The organism is Planococcus sp. TJ-302, assembly GCF_058268455.1.
Genome location: NZ_JBZDOI010000001.1, coordinates 1,828,804 through 1,843,768, shown reverse-complemented (window position 1 = coordinate 1,843,768; position 14,965 = coordinate 1,828,804). Strand labels below are relative to the sequence as shown.

General features: G+C 45.2%; 11 protein-coding genes. 10 read left to right on the top strand and 1 reads right to left on the bottom strand.

All coding sequences use genetic code 11. The annotated features are described in order from the left end of the window. Window positions 1-148 precede the first annotated feature (148 nt). The 7 genes from AC4EHB_RS09015 to AC4EHB_RS08985 all read left to right on the top strand — a co-directional run bounded on the left by AC4EHB_RS09015 (window position 149) and on the right by AC4EHB_RS08985 (window position 8,152). A complete protein-coding gene (locus tag AC4EHB_RS09015) occupies window positions 149-583 on the top strand; it encodes a hypothetical protein (RefSeq protein WP_490981232.1) in 435 nt (144 codons plus the stop codon). Window positions 584-668: 85 nt separating this feature from the next. After that, window positions 669-1,571 (top strand): HD domain-containing phosphohydrolase, encoded by a 903-nt coding sequence (locus tag AC4EHB_RS09010; protein ID WP_490981231.1) that lies wholly within the window; start codon window positions 669-671, stop codon window positions 1,569-1,571. Between the two features lie 133 nt (window positions 1,572-1,704). After that, window positions 1,705-2,283 carry a hypothetical protein gene (locus AC4EHB_RS09005; protein ID WP_490975232.1) on the top strand — a complete coding sequence of 193 codons (579 nt, stop codon included), beginning with the start codon at window positions 1,705-1,707 and terminating at the stop codon, window positions 2,281-2,283. Window positions 2,284-2,415: 132 nt separating this feature from the next. Beyond that, entirely contained in the window at window positions 2,416-3,891 is a 1,476-nt protein-coding gene (locus AC4EHB_RS09000) for a circularly permuted type 2 ATP-grasp protein (protein ID WP_490975231.1), read from the top strand. Then, window positions 3,872-5,755, top strand: a complete 1,884-nt coding sequence (locus tag AC4EHB_RS08995) for an alpha-E domain-containing protein (protein WP_490975230.1) — start codon at window positions 3,872-3,874, stop codon at window positions 5,753-5,755. The genes AC4EHB_RS09000 and AC4EHB_RS08995 overlap by 20 nt, the downstream gene beginning before the upstream one ends. A 150-nt stretch (window positions 5,756-5,905) precedes the next feature. Next, entirely contained in the window at window positions 5,906-7,351 is a 1,446-nt protein-coding gene (locus AC4EHB_RS08990; protein ID WP_490981230.1) for a DEAD/DEAH box helicase, read from the top strand. 234 nt (window positions 7,352-7,585) lie between these two features. Next, window positions 7,586-8,152, top strand: coding sequence for a 3D domain-containing protein (locus AC4EHB_RS08985; RefSeq protein ID WP_490975228.1), 567 nt, complete (start codon window positions 7,586-7,588; stop codon window positions 8,150-8,152). Between the two features lie 137 nt (window positions 8,153-8,289). Here the strand turns inward: AC4EHB_RS08985 and AC4EHB_RS08980 are convergent, their stop codons facing one another. Beyond that, a complete protein-coding gene (locus AC4EHB_RS08980; protein WP_490981229.1) occupies window positions 8,290-10,650 on the bottom strand; it encodes an immune inhibitor A domain-containing protein in 2,361 nt (786 codons plus the stop codon). Between the two features lie 470 nt (window positions 10,651-11,120). Between AC4EHB_RS08980 and AC4EHB_RS08975 the strand changes: the two genes are divergently transcribed. The 3 genes from AC4EHB_RS08975 to AC4EHB_RS08965 are packed head-to-tail and all read left to right on the top strand — an operon-like array spanning window position 11,121 to window position 14,931. Next, the gene (locus tag AC4EHB_RS08975) at window positions 11,121-12,647 is read left to right on the top strand and encodes a phytoene desaturase family protein (protein WP_490981228.1); all 1,527 of its coding nucleotides are present in this window, start codon (window positions 11,121-11,123) and stop codon (window positions 12,645-12,647) included. Further along, window positions 12,644-14,110 carry a phytoene desaturase family protein gene (locus AC4EHB_RS08970; protein ID WP_490981227.1) on the top strand — a complete coding sequence of 489 codons (1,467 nt, stop codon included), beginning with the start codon at window positions 12,644-12,646 and terminating at the stop codon, window positions 14,108-14,110. Before AC4EHB_RS08975 ends, AC4EHB_RS08970 begins: the two co-directional genes overlap by 4 nt. Next, on the top strand, window positions 14,101-14,931 hold the full coding sequence (locus tag AC4EHB_RS08965; RefSeq protein ID WP_490975224.1) for a phytoene/squalene synthase family protein: 831 nt from the start codon (window positions 14,101-14,103) through the stop codon (window positions 14,929-14,931). The genes AC4EHB_RS08970 and AC4EHB_RS08965 overlap by 10 nt, the downstream gene beginning before the upstream one ends. The last annotated feature ends 34 nt before the right edge of the window (window positions 14,932-14,965 follow it).

Below are 14,965 nucleotides of genomic sequence, written 5' to 3'. Positions count from 1 at the left end.
TGTACTATTGCTATGGTTCTTATATACTAAGTAGGAGGACCGGCGATAGTTAAATGTATCAAATACTGGAAGCTCAGGGGGAGCTTTCACTATCTGGACGCAGAAAGCGCTGGAGACCCAATTAACCGACCCAATTGGAGGAAAGAGAATGTTCAAGAAAAATGTACTTGCTGCTATTATCACAGTAATGCTTACAGTAATGCTTGGAACTTCGGCATTTGCTGCAGGAGACACATCCGTAACAACGGAAATTGCAGAAGGCTTATCTGATATCGAGCTGGTAAATAACGAAATCTACGCTGAAATCGCCGAAGCACAGGCGGAAGCGGATGAGTTATATGCTGACTATCTATCTAATTACGCGAGTGCTTATGACGCAGAAACAAAATCTGCTTTATGGGCTAAATACGACGAGGAAGTTTCAGCGTTGATCCATGACTTGGACATGAAGACTCGTGAAATGACGCGTGTTGGCGTTGAAAATGCCAATGCTGCTGGAATCAATGTCGCGATTGAATGGATTCCGGTCCAATTTCCGGACCGTATTGCGATGATTGATCCAATCCGCGTTATTGCTTGGTAGAATAGGTTGTATTTAAAATAATGTATGAGGTAATATGAGAGTATAGAATCTATACTCTCATATTTTTTTAGGAGGAAGTGAGCTTTTGAAAGGCTTAAATATATTGAAAAAAAACTTCCTTGATACAGTAAGGAATGATTCTACTACTTTGAGTTTATTAGGGCGCGGAGATGGCTTAGAACTTATGAAGCAAACTGTCATGAAAGATAAAATGTTTGTTTTGTTTCCTGGAGAAGGAAACTATGTAGTTGAATTTTTCTATATTTTAACTGGAGAAATGGAAGTAGATTTAGGTGGAGAAAAAATAAACCTGGGTCCTGACGACGTTTTTTCTGCTAAAAATCTCGAAGCTGCAGTGCATTTTTACGCTCTTACAGAAGTCACTATACTTTCATTTTCTAATGTTTCTTCTTTCCATTATTTAAGCAATGAAATAATGGAGTTAAGAAAAATCGGAGAGTTAGTTGAGCACAAGGATCGTTATACTTTTAAACATAGTGCTCGGGTTGCGGAATATGCAATGAAAACTGCAATAAAAATGAGTTTTGAAAAAAAACAGATATCAAATTTATTCATAGCGTCTATCCTTCACGACATCGGCAAAATCAACATTCCGGAAGAAGTTCTGAAAAAACCTGCTAAACTGAACGACGAGGAATTTGCGCTCGTCAAAAAACATCCCGGCGACGGTGCTGACATGCTCCGGAAAACGGCTTATGCAGACCTTGCGGATATCGTCGAGCAGCATCATGAACGGGTCAATGGCCGCGGCTATCCTTTCGGACTGAAAGGCGACGAGATATTGACGGAAGCGAAAATCATCGGCGTCTGTGATACTTTTGATGCGATGACGGAAGATAGAGCATATCGAAAAGCTTTTAGCGCAGAATATGCAATGGCTGAAATCAGGGGGCTGGCTGGAGTTCAGTATGACCCAGAAGTGGTCGAGGCGTTTTGGCAGGTGCTTAAAGAAGAAGGCAAAATTTAATAATGTTCCTCTTTTTTAGACACCACTTTTACCAGTAGGTGTCTTTATTTTTTTCCATTAAAAGGTTTGAAAATATTGCGAATAGTCAATACTAAATAACACAGGATTTAAAAATCAAAAGGAGTGGTAAGCAATGGCTAGAAAATCAAGCGGAACATTCGGTAAATTGGTGTTATTAGGAATTGGTGCTTTAATCGGTGCCGCAATGACACAGAAAAAAGAAGGGCAGACTTCAACTCAAGCTGGAAATCTGAAAGACTCTGTTGTAAAAGGACTTGACCGGTTGAACGAGCAGTCCGGCGGCATGGTTGATAAAGTGAAGCCAAGTGTCAACAAAGCGGTAGAGGCTGTGAAAGGCGTTATCGAAAGCCAGCAGCAAATGATGGACAAAGAAAAAGAAGCGTTGGACAAAGCCAATCAGACCTTGAAAGAGGATGTCGGCAGTTCAACAAATAAGACAGGTACAAGTTCAACAGGCACACCAAGTACGACAGGTACGGGTTTAACGGGTACAGGTTTATCTGGATCAGGCATGACAAGCTCTGACAAAACAGGCAGCGGCACTTCGGGAACTGCCGGCGGTACATCCTCTTCAACAAGTGGTTCTGCTTCTTCAGGCACAACTCCAAGCGGCGGCACATTTGGCGGCAGCACGTCTTATAGCGATTCCCTGAAAAAGAATGCAGACGAAGATAAGTCAAAAAATAACTAATTTTTCAGTTAAATGTATATCCTGTCTGAAAAATAAGATAAAATGAATAGAGGGAAGGCTATAGCTCGAAAAAAGAGCCGTAGCTTTTTTTGTTTATATTGGATGCTGCAAAATGATTTAAGGAGGGTATGTATGTTCAAATCGTATAATGTAAAACCGTTTTTTGATGAAATGTTTACAGCACAAGGAACGGCGAAACCCCATTACCGCAAATTCTATGAAAAGCTCCAGCAATTCTCCGAAGAAGAACTGAAAGAAAAGCACGAAACAGCCCAGCTGTCTTTTCTCAGGCAAGGGATTACGTTCACAGTCTATAACAATAACGTCGGAACAGAGCGGACAATGCCTTTCGATTTTGTGCCGATCATTATTTCCCCTGAAGAATGGGATACAATTGAAAAAGGAATGATTCAACGTACAGAAGCCTTAAACCGCTTTTTGGATGATGTCTATCACAGTCAGAAAATCCTCGAAGATGGAATAATCCCCAGAAGACTGATAGAAGAAAATCCCTATTATTATGCTAAACAAGTGCAAGGAATCGATGTGCCTCTGAAAAACCATATATTTTTAGCCGGCATTGATTTGATCCGCGATGAACATGGAACATATCATGTGCTTGAAGACAACCTGCGAAACCCCTCTGGAATGTCATATGTCTACCAGAACCGCTATGTTATGCGGCAAGTCTATCCGGAATTCTTCAACAATCATTCCGTGCATGCCTTGGAGCATCAAATGTCGTATTTGCACGAAGCGATTCTTGATCATGCTCCTAGAACGACGAACGATAAGCCTTTTGCGGTTCTTTTAACCCCTGGAATGTACAATTCCGCTTATTATGACCACGTTTTTTTGGCGCAGCAAATGGGGATTGACCTAGTTGAAGGCCGGGACCTCATTGTCAAAGACCATGTCGTATACATGAAATCGATTCGTGGGCTCAAGCGCGTTGATATTGTCTACCGCCGAATCGACGATGATTTTCTGGACCCGGAAGCTTTCCGCGAAGATTCAGCACTGGGCGTGCCGGGGCTGTTGGACGCTTACCGCCATGGAAACGTCGCCATTTTGAATGGTATTGGCAATGGTGTTGCGGATGACAAGGCGATTTATGCGTATGTTCCAGACATGATCCGCTATTACCTAAACGAAGAACCAATCATCGGCAACGTTAAAACTTATTTGCTTGATAATTTAGAAGAACGGGAATGGGTATTGGAGCATTTGGAAGAACTGGTCGTGAAAAACGTCGGCGCTTCTGGCGGCTATGATATGCTGGTCGGGCCCCATGCATCGAAAGAGCTAATTGAAGAATTCAGGGCTAAAATCATCGAGAGCCCACATCAATACATTGCCCAGCCGACAATCAAATTGTCGCGTGCTCCCGCTTATCAAGGCGAAGACTTTTACCCGTGCCATGTTGATTTGCGCGTCTTCGTCATGAGAGGGAAAAATACGCGCGTCCTTCCAGGAGGATTGTCGAGAGTGGCGCTGAAGCGCGGATCGCTCGTCGTCAACTCCTCGCAGGGCGGCGGCGGAAAAGATACCTGGGTCTACCGGGATAAGGATGACAGGGGGGACCACAATGCTGAGTCGAGTAGCTAATTCTTTATATTGGATGTCCCGAAATGCCGAGCGCGCAGAAAATAACGCCCGGATTTTGGATGTCCAGCTTTTGCAGATGATTGAAGCTTCCGATGAAGAACTGGTCAGAGACAGCGACTGGAAGTTGATTTATGAAATATGTGCTTCAAGTGAAGAGCTCAGCCATATAAAGTCTAAGGAATATTATGAAGAAGACCAGCTGGTTCAATATCTTTCATTTGATGAAGGCAATATGAATTCCGTTGCGAATTGTGTCCGGACGGCCCGCGAAAATGCTCGCGTCAGCCGTGATCATATTACGGATGATTATTGGCAGACATGGAATCGCTGTTATTTGGCTTTGCAGGATGTAGAAGTGGGCCAATGCACGGCCAAAGATGTCGGCAAGTTTTTGGAGCGCGTCAAATTCACTTCGCTGACATCGCAAGGAATTATTGAAGCGGCTATGTCACGTGGAGTCGGCTATCAAATCATCAAAATCGCCAAATGGCTCGAACGCGCTGAAAAAACCGCCCGGATTTTGAATGTCGTCTGTGAGCGGACCTATGAACAGCAGTTGAAAGCCCAGACGGAAGATTATTATTATTGGCTGTCTGCGCTGCGCATGACCAACGCCTATGATGCGTATTTAAAAGCCAATCCGCCAAAAATGGACCCGCGGCACGTGCTCAATTTCCTAATCTCCAATCAAAGCTTCCCGCGCTCAATCCGTTATTGTCTGGATCATGTACGGGCGGCTGTGGAAGAGTTGGAAGATAGCAAGATTTCCCATTATTCGTGGGAGCTTTACGCAAAACTGGACGAAGTGCGGACTAAGTTCAATGAGCTGAATTTGGATGAGTTATCAACTGATGAAATGATGGAGTTCCTAAATCATTTCCAAGACGGCTGCAATGAAATTAGCCAATTATTCTCTAAAACCTATTATTTGATCGAACCTTCTTCAGAACAGTCTGGACAAAGCCAGTCACAGAATGCAACACATCAGATAGGCACGAAGGGAATAACCACTATGAAGTATAAGATTGAGCACACCAATATTTTTCAATACGAGACGATTGTCGACCAAAGCATGAACTCCATCCGCCTCAAGCCAAAATCCGACGAATGCCAGCGCCTGCATGCTTACCGTGCGGATATTACACCTGCCTCACTGACAAAAGAGCATATCGATATTTGGGGCAATAATGTGGAAACCTTTTTCATTGCAGAGCATCACCAAAATCTTGAAGTGAAAGCTACGTCGACTGTCAGCATCCAGAAAAGCCCGTTCATCCACCGCATTGATTATTCACCGGAAATGAACTCCATTTTCCATTCCAACTTATTTGGGGAACAATATTTGGCCTATCTGAGCAACACGGCGTATACGTATCTGACGCCGGAACATATCAGCCAAGTGGACACAGCGCTCGGCGAAATGTCGAATCCGGTCCAGTATTCGATTGACGTTATGAATTACCTGCACGACCGCTTTACGTATGACGGCGAGTCGACGGACGTTTCGACGCGAGCGGAAGAGTCGTTCGATTTGATGAAAGGCGTCTGCCAGGACATCACGCACGTCATGCTGGGAATATTGCGCGCCAAACACATTCCAGCGCGCTACGTCAGCGGCTATTTATACGTCGGCGAAAACTCGGCATTGATCGGCGATGCGGCGAGCCATGCATGGGTTGAAGTGATGGTTCCGGGAATCGGCTGGGTCGGCCTGGACCCGACAAATAATGTAGAAGCGCTTGAGCATCATATTCTTGTCGGGGTTGGGCGCGATTACAATGATGTCAGCCCGGTGCAAGGCGTCTACAGAGGCGGAAGCCAGTCGCTTGACGTCAAAGTATCGGTCAGCTTGCTCGATCAATAAGCACCAAATCAACCAGTGGAGCATTTCCGCTGGTTTTTTATTCATCTACCGGCAAGATAAAACTTAATAATCGCTTAACGTGTGAAAGAATGATATCCGTGCGATAATAAAACAACGTGTATATTTTTGAACGGAGAAGGAGCAATAAATATGACTGAAAAACAATTTACTGATTTTACAATCAGCGAACCAATCTTAAAAGCATTGGATGGGCTGGGCTATAAAAAACCGACAGAGGTGCAAGAAAAGGTTATTCCCGTGGCTTTGGCAAAGACGGATCTAACCGTGAAATCCCAGACGGGGAGCGGGAAAACCGCTTCTTTTGGAATTCCGATCTGTGAATTGATCGACTGGGATGAAAATAAGCCGCAAGCGTTGATCCTGACGCCGACGCGTGAACTGGCTGACCAAGTGAAAGAGGACATTACGAATATCGGCCGCTTCAAACGCATCAAAGCGGCAGCGGTATACGGCAAACAGCCTTTCGCTTTCCAACAGGCTGAATTGAAACAGAAATGCCACGTTGTCGTAGGGACGCCTGGACGAGTTCTGGATCATATTGAGCGCGGAACGATCGACTTGAGCAAAGTCGCTTACCTGGTTCTTGATGAAGCGGATGAAATGTTGAACATGGGCTTTATTGAACAAGTAGAGACGATCATCACGAAGCTTCCGGAACAGCGCACAACAATGTTGTTCTCGGCAACATTGCCTGAAAACGTCGAAAAGCTTCAGCGCAAATACATGACGGATCCTGAACACATCGAAATCGAATCGACGGACACCATAACAGACCGCATCGCCCATTCCTTGATCCGTGTGGAGGAAAAGAGAAAGTTTGCTGTGCTGCGCGATTTGACGATTGTTGAAAATCCGGATAGCTGCATTATTTTCTGCCGTACGAAAGATAATGTCGACTTCGTTATGGAGCAGCTTGAAAAGCATCATTACACATGTGAGAAATTGCATGGCGGGATGCTGCAGGAAGACCGTTTTGCAGTGATGAGCGAATTCAAACGTGGCGAGTTCCGTTATCTTGTTGCTACGGATGTAGCTGCGCGCGGCATCGATATTGACAGCATCACGCATGTCATCAACTACGACATTCCTTTAGAGAAGGAAAGTTATGTACACCGCGCCGGTCGTACAGGGCGTGCAGGCAAGACAGGGAAAGCTATTACGTTCGTGACACCGCACGAAGGCAAATTCCTGACGGAGATCGAAGCGTATATCGGATTTGAAATCGAAGAGCGCATGGCGCCTTCATCAAGCGAAGTCCATGCCGCAGAGCCAGCCTTCACGGAGAAGCTCGAAACGCAGCCAAAGCTGAAAAAGAACAAGAATGAGGAAGTCAATAAAGACATCATGAAATTGTATTTCAATGGCGGCAAGAAAAAGAAATTGCGCGCATTCGACTTTGTCGGCACGCTGACGAGCATCCCAAGTGTAACGGCTGAAGATATCGGCATCATCAAAATCCAGGATACCGTGACGTATATCGATATTCTCAACGGCAAAGGGCCGATGGTATTGAAAGCGATGAAAGATAAGACGATCAAAGGTAAAACTTTGAAAGTCCATAAAGCGAATAAATAAGGAAAGAATGCCCAATATGGGCTTTCCAGAGTTGCCGGCAATTTGTCGGCAATTCTTTTTTTTGTGTCAAAATCCCGTTTTTCTGGGCAAAACTGTTTCTAGCTGTAACTTATTAATCATAAATGTCATGAAATATAGTCGAAATGTAATGGTATATACGTCTAACTGTTACAGAACTGTAATGTTTACATGTTATTTTATTTGTACTGCAAAAACAAAAAAGGAGCGAATAAATTGAAAAAACTACTCATCGTCTTAAGTTTCGCATTAGTTTTATTTCTTGGAACGTCTCTAGAAAGTTCAGCAGCATCAAATACATACACGGTTAAAAGTGGGGACACTTTATATAAGATTTCTAAAACGCATAAAGTATCAGTCAGCAACCTAAAAACATGGAACAAGCTTAAATCGAATACCATCCATCCGAAACAGAAATTAAAAGTGAAAGGCACTGCAGTGAAAACTGCTGCGAAAGCAAAAACGCCTTCACGTTCAACTTCATCTAACGTTGTAAAAGAATTCACGGTTTCCGCTACAGCATACACGGCGTCATGTGCAGGCTGTTCAGGAATTACGAAGACCGGCATTAACTTGAAGAAGAATCCAGGATTAAAAGTAATCGCTGTAGATCCGAGAATCATCAAACTAGGAACGAAAGTTTATGTTGATGGCTACGGTTATGCAGTTGCAGGCGACATCGGAAGCGCCATCAAAGGCAACAAAATTGACGTCTTCATTCCAACTAAGAGCGCGGCTCTAAAATGGGGACGCAAAAACGTCAAAATCAAAATCCTTAAATAAGATGGGATAAATCAGAATAGAAGTGAAAGCAGCCCTTGAACCCGGAAAAAATGGGTTCAAGGGCTGCTTTTCTTTTTCATGTGATTAAAAACCGAAGAAAGTGCCTCGGCGCATCCAATGCGCCGGGGCATTTTTTCTTATTTGTAGATGTGTACTTTCCCGACTGATCCGTCAGGGCTTTCGCCAGTAACACGGAACTTCAAGCCGGCGCTTGGGACATTGCGCCCTGCGTCATCCATACCCGGGTTGCTGTAGTCAGCGCTGTCATCAAACAGTGGTGTGCGTTTTGTAAAGTTGTCAGTCAAAGTCAAGCCATTGATCGCTCTGTAATCAAGGTACATTTTAGAAGATTTGTTTAAGCTGAAGGCTGCATCATTCAACTGGTAGCGTGACGATCCAACAAAGCCGTCGCTCCAGTAATTCGTTTGCTGGTCAGCGTCAACTACGCCAAGGAAACCTTCACCCGGATGCAATCCAGTCCAGTTGTCCGTGTAGAACGTATCCACATACCAGACAACAAGCCCTTTATCGTAGCTCATCAAGCTAGCTCCGCGGCGGATGTTGGCTAAGCCTTCATCGATGCCGTTATGTGAGCGCCAGTCAAGCAAGTAGTATCTTTCTGAGTAAACTTTCCCTTCGTCCTGTGTGAAACCTGCAAGTGTGAAAGCAGGAGTGCCTTCTGCATCGTCAGATACAATTGTCTGGCCGTCTGCCGTGATGACCAGGTCATCCGCGTAGAAGCCAGGGTTGATCGCTGCTACATCTGTCCAGTAGTTTAGTTCAACTGTAACTTTTTCGCCTGCATAAGCCGACAAGTCAAAGCTTGCATCGATCCAGCCATTTGAAGCGCCTGTGATGCCGTGTCCTGGATTCTGCTCATGCGGATCTGTATCTGTTGTGATATTTCCTTTGATTGCTTTGCCGTTCACTTTGACAGAAGCATAATCCCAGTCTGTTTCAATGTCATACCAAGCTTTGAAATTCAAAGCGGCTGAAGTAACGGTTGTCAAATCAACTTTCACTGACATCGAGTTATCCAATTCATCGCCTTTGCCGCTGAAGTATTCTTTCGTACCGCTGAATGGCGTGTTCACATCCGTCGCTTTTTCCGGCAAGTCGACGCGCACTGTATCGTTGTTTTTGCCTTTCGTGACGTTTTCATCGATCAGCACAGTTGTTCCTGCTGAAGTAATGTCTTTTTCGTTCAATGTGGTCCCTGTCAGCCAGTTGCCGCCATGGCCTGCTTGAAGCATTTCTTTAGCGTAGGGACTGAAAGCGGTCGGCTCAGTTCCTGGCACTTTTCCTGCCCAACTGCCGGCTGACATGATGGACCAGTATGCTACTGCTTCGCCAGTACCAGAGTATTGCGTATCGTATTCATCCGGCAATCCGAGATCGTGGCCATACTCGTGTGCAAACACGCCGCCAGCGCCGTCTTCCGGTTCGATTGTGTAATCAGAAGCCCCTAATAATCCACCAAAACGGTCGCTGTTAGATTTGCCGCCTGGCACCGCTACTAACCCAAGGCTTGAACGATGGGACCAGATTGCGTCTCCGGCCAGTTTTCCGCCGCCAGCTTCTTCGCCGACACCGGCATGGACAACCATCAAGTGGTCAATAATGCCGTCTGGTTCGTTGTAGACGCCATCGCCGTCATAATCATCGCGATCCCAAGCATCGTATTCAGAAAGGTTGATCGATGGGTCTTGACCCGCTTTTGTTAGCGCTTCCATTACAAGCGATCTTGCTCTTCGGTCGCTATCGTCTGGACCAGGGTAGTTGCCGCCGTAATAAGCGGCCGGGTTGTCAGCTGTATACCAGCCAGCGATTTGGCCGTCGAATGTATAGCTGCCGCCTGACTGCTGCTCGTAATATTGTTTCATGGATACGAAAGTTTCGCCGTTCGGGCCTTTATAACCGTTGTCGCCAAAAACCATATCTTCGAAATGGGAGGTTGGATAGTCTTCATAGAACATATCACTTTCTTCTGGTGTAATGGAGCCTGTTTTGTAATCCGGGAAGTCGATGGCAAGAACAAGCACTTTGTCTTTACGGACCTCACCGTCGAATGCTTCGTTTTCTACTGGCGATACATTCGCTTTTTTGGTTTGGCCAAGCTTATTGCCTTTTCCGTTTGTCAGGCCTTGACCTTTTGCTTTATCTCTTAATGAATCCTCGTGTTTTTTTGTGAGAGGATTTTGTGCTTCGACTTTTTTGTTGCTTTCAGCTTTTGTTTTCAAGAATTTCTGCAAAGCTTTCTCCGCTTCTTCAGGGCCGGCGTCTTTTGCCAAGCGTCCCTCTTTCTTAAGCATTTCAATCAATCTTTCGTCATTGGCCACGCCCAGATCCGCTGGCGTTCCAGAAACTTCGCTGAAATGGGATAAAGCTTCAGCTGCCTTGGTAGTTGGCGCTGCATAGACATTGCCTGTAGCCAGCGCGCTGAATCCAAGAACTGCAGCTAAAGTCGTGCTCACAAAGATGTTCTTCTTCAAATTCATTCCTCCTCTAATGATATAATTTTCATAACATTTAAAATATAAATGAGAGAAATGGAAAATACTATAAAAAATTTACAAATAATATAAAAAAGAAGAATAGTACCTACTAAAGAATGAAATGTGTGGATATATTAACACTACGATATGTAAAAATTTAGTTAATCGAAATAAGTGCGAGAAGGAATTGGAAAAAGGAGATAAACCCTCTAGCCTAATTTTTTGAAATTTTTAATTGGAATACTCGATGCTCCAGATATCGGGTATTTTTTAGTTTAGCGAAGCCACAGTTTTTACGGTTGATTTCCTGCCTCGCAGTAAGGCTAAAAAATCTGAAAAATGATAAAATAGAAATATCTTATAGACCGTTTGATTAATCATATCGCTAGTCATTTGGATGTTAAAAATATATAATGTTTGTATAATAAATGTCTAACTATTATAGGGAGTTAGTCTAAAATGGGGGTTAAGCCATGAAAGAGCGGATGATAGTAATAGGCGCAGGCCCAGGCGGCTTAGCGGCAGCGATGCTGCTGGCAAGCAAAGGCTATAAAGTGGATGTCTATGAGAAACAAGACAGAGTAGGAGGGCGCAATGCAGAATTGCGTCTAGGCGATTTTAAATTTGATACGGGCCCGACGTTCTTAAGCATGATTCACATTGTTGAAGAGCTTTTTGAGGCATCCGGGCGGCAGTTGAAGGACTATATGGAAGCGATTGAACTTGATCCAATGTACGAATTGCGCTTTGAAGACCAAAACCTGATTATGACTCGCGATTATGACAAGATGAGAAAACAGATCGATGAAAATTTCAAAGGCGATGGCGAAGGCTATGTCCGTTTTATGAAAGACAACGCAAAAAAATTGGAGGCGCTGACGCCGTTGCTGCAATCGCGCATGGACAAGTTGATCCATATGATGCAGCCCAATGTCATCAAAGCGCTGCCTCAACTGGAGGTCAATAAAACTTTATACGATGTCCTGTCCCGCTATTTTAAAGATGAGCGCTTGAAGATGGCTTTTGCATTTCAGTCCAAATACCTCGGGATGTCGCCATGGGAATGTCCGGGTGCATTTTCCATCCTTTCCTATATGGAGCATGCTTACGGCATATTCCACCCGATTGGCGGAGTCAATCAACTTTCACAGGCGATGGCAAAAGTGATCGAAGAGTTGGGCGGCACTATTCATTTAGGAAAAGGTGTTAAAAAATTAACCATTGAAAACCGTGCTGTAAAAGGCGTCGAACTGGAGGACGGCTCTGTCGAATTGGCAGATGAAGTCGTCATCAACGGTGATTTCGCACACGTCATGACACACCTTGTAGAACCGGGCATTTTGAAGAAATACAGTCCGCAAAAATTGGAGAAGAAAAAATATTCTTGTTCGACGTTTATGATGTATCTTGGGCTGGATAAAAAATATGACCTTTCCCACCACACCATCATCTTTTCGAAAGACTATAAAAAGAATGTCGAGGAAATCACGAATACGCGCATGCTTTCGGCAGATCCCTCTATTTACGTCCAGAACGCCAGTGTAACCGACCCAACGTTGGCGCCTGAAGGCAAGTCGACGCTTTATATCCTGGCACCGGTGCCGAATAATTTCAGCGATATCGGATGGGAGCAAGAAAAAGGGGCATTCCGCGAACTGGTATTGGATATCATCGAAGAAAAAACAGGCTTTAAAGGGCTCCGCGACCATATTGAAGAAGAGCAGCTGCTGACGCCATTCGATTGGGAGCATGAGTATTCCGTTTACAAAGGTGCAACGTTCAATCTGGGACATCAATTGTCGCAGATGATGATTTTCCGTCCCCATAATAAATTCGAAGAACTGGACAATTGCTGGCTGGTAGGAGGCGGAACACATCCAGGAAGCGGCTTGCCGACAATTCTGGAATCTGCCCGCATTACAGCGAATGGCATTTTTGAGCAATACGGAAAATCACCTGTTCCGACATCGCCTTTGCCGGCATTGGAGGGCTTTTCATGAAAATTGCCATTATCGGAGGCGGCGTCGGCGGTTTGATGGGAGCACTTTTCTTAACCCGTCAAGGCTTCGATGTTACCATCTTTGAAAAAGAGCAGAAATTGGGAGGCCGTTTAACGTTCGTGGAACGCGACGGCTTCCGGATCGACGAAGGGCCGACAATTGTCCTGCTGCCGGAAATGTTCCGTAAACTGCTGGGGGAAGCAGGAATCAGCGATGACCAATATGAACTGCTCCTCTGCGATCCGCTTTATACAATCCGTTACCCCGACGGCAAAGTGTACACCAAATATCCGGATATCGAACGCCAAGCCGCGGAAGTGGAGCGGGTGTTTCCCGGGGAACAGGAAGGCTTCTTGAAATTTATGGCAGAAGGCAGAGAGCGCTTTGAAATTGGAAGCTCCGCCTTTTTGGAACATTCCTTTGTTAAAAAAAGCGACTTCTGGACTCCTGGGAATGTGAAAAAGCTGCTGAAGCTGAAGCCGCAGCAATCTGTGAAAAAATTAATGGCCAATTATTTTAAAGATGAGAGGCTTCAATTGGCATATACACTGCAGGCGCTGTATATCGGGGGAGACCCGTTCAATGCGCCTGCAATGTATTCTTTAGTGCCTTTCAGCGAGCATGAACATGGCGTGCATTATTTGAAAGGCGGCTACGGCAGTTTGATCCCGCTTCTTGAAAAAGAACTCCGGAAGCGCCCGAATGCTGAGATACATACCGGCTGCCCAGTAGAAAACATCGTCGTTGAGGACGATGTGGTCAAAGGAATTGAAACAAAAGAAGGATTTCAGGCTTTTGACGGCGTAATTTATAATGGAGACTTTCCTTCGATTACATCTGTCCTGCCTGGCCAGAAAGTGAAGGAATTTGTTCCTTCTTCCGGTTGCGTACTGTTATACTTCGGGCTCGACAAAATCTATGAAGATGTTAATGTCCATCAGTTTTTCATTGGGAACAGTTATGAAAACCATATGAAAAATGTCTTTAGCGATAAGAAACTTCCTGAAGACCCTGCGTTCTATACCTTCCATCCTTCCAAAGTGGATCGTTCACTTGCTCCGGAAGGGAAAGGCGTCCTTTACATGTTGGTGCCTGTTCCTGCCGGCTCAACGGTCGATTGGGCTTCGGAAGCAGAATGGATCGATCAAATCATAGAACGCGCGGAGCATTTATCTTTTCCCGGGTTAAAGGCGGCGATAGAGTGGATGGAAATCCGTACGCCGACAGAAGCTGAAGCGTTCGGCTTGTTCAAAGGCGGCAGCTTCGGCATTGGGCCGACGCTGTTCCAATCAGGGGTTTTCCGTCCGCAGGTCAAGCCGTATAAAACCCAGGGCTTGTTCGCAGTGGGAGCGTCCGTGCATCCGGGCGGTGGAATCCCGATTGTCATGCAAGGAGCGAAACTCATGGCCGAGCAAGTCCAAAGTGAGTTCACGAGTGAAGGGAGCGGTCCACGATGGAAGTAAGACAAGCTTACGATTATTGTGAAAAAGTCATTGCTGCCAATTCCAAGAGTTTTTACAAAACCTTTTCTTTATTGCCAAAGGAAAAACGGAAAGCGGTTTGGGCAGTTTATGCATTTTGCCGTCTCGCTGATGATATTGTTGATGAAGGGGATAACCCCGTTGAAGAACTTGCAAAGTTTGAACAGGAGTTTCAGCAATTCTTGAAAGGCCAGCACAACCCGGAAAATCCGATGTGGGTGGCGCTGGCCGATGTGTTCCAAACCTTCGATATGGATGCAGACGCATTTTCCTGTTTGCTGAGAGGCCAAGCAATGGACTTGTCTTTCAGCCGCTACGAAACAGTTGAAGACCTGCTGGACTATTGCTACCATGTGGCAAGCAGCGTTGGGCTGATGCTGCTTCCGATTCTTGCGCCAGGCAAAACGGCTGTGCTGAAAGAAGGCGCGGTTTCCCTGGGCTACGCGATGCAGCTCACCAATATTTTGCGGGATGTCGGAGAAGATTTGAAAATTGGCCGAATTTATTTGCCGAATGAAGTTTTGCATAAATACAGTCTTGCCGATGCCGATCTGCATAATGGGCAGGTCAGCGGGGAGTTTGTCGAAGTTTGGGAAGATCTTGCCAAGCAAGCTGAACATTTTTATGAGCAGGCATTTGAAACCATCCATGAATACCCGCTGTCCTCGCGCATCGCTGTAAAAGGGGCGGGCCTTGTATACCGTGAAATTTTGTCGGCAATCCGCGACAAGCGCTATAATGTGTTCACAGAGAAACACTTCGTATCAGATGAATCCAAACAGGCCATCATAGCTTACTTATAAACCAAAAGGCTTCAGCGCGAAACGGCGCTGAAGC